This is a genomic window from Amycolatopsis sp. SID8362 (assembly GCF_010550475.1).
Lineage (GTDB): Bacteria > Actinomycetota > Actinomycetes > Mycobacteriales > Pseudonocardiaceae > Amycolatopsis > Amycolatopsis eburnea.
In genome coordinates this window covers 1-201 of sequence record NZ_JAAGNB010001878.1, presented here as the reverse complement: position 1 = coordinate 201, position 201 = coordinate 1, and the positions used below count along the sequence as shown (strand labels likewise).

Below are 201 nucleotides of genomic sequence, written 5' to 3'. Positions count from 1 at the left end.
GGGGAGTGCTCGCTGGCGCTGGCCGGCGGCGTCTGCGTGATGGCCACCCCGGCGCCGTTCGTGGAGTTCAGCTCCCAGGGCGGGCTGTCGGCCACCGGCCGGTGCCGTTCGTTCGCCGAGTCGGCCGCCGGGACCGGCTGGTCCGAAGGCGTCGGCCTGCTCATGCTGGAGCGGCTGTCCGACGCGCGGCGCAACGGCCAC

The 201-nt window shown here is 76.1% G+C and carries 1 protein-coding gene; it reads left to right on the top strand.

The genetic code is table 11. The annotated features are described in order from the left end of the window. Window positions 1-201 (top strand): beta-ketoacyl synthase N-terminal-like domain-containing protein (locus G3I65_RS56300; RefSeq protein WP_160704842.1); only part of this gene is annotated, 201 nt, incomplete at both ends.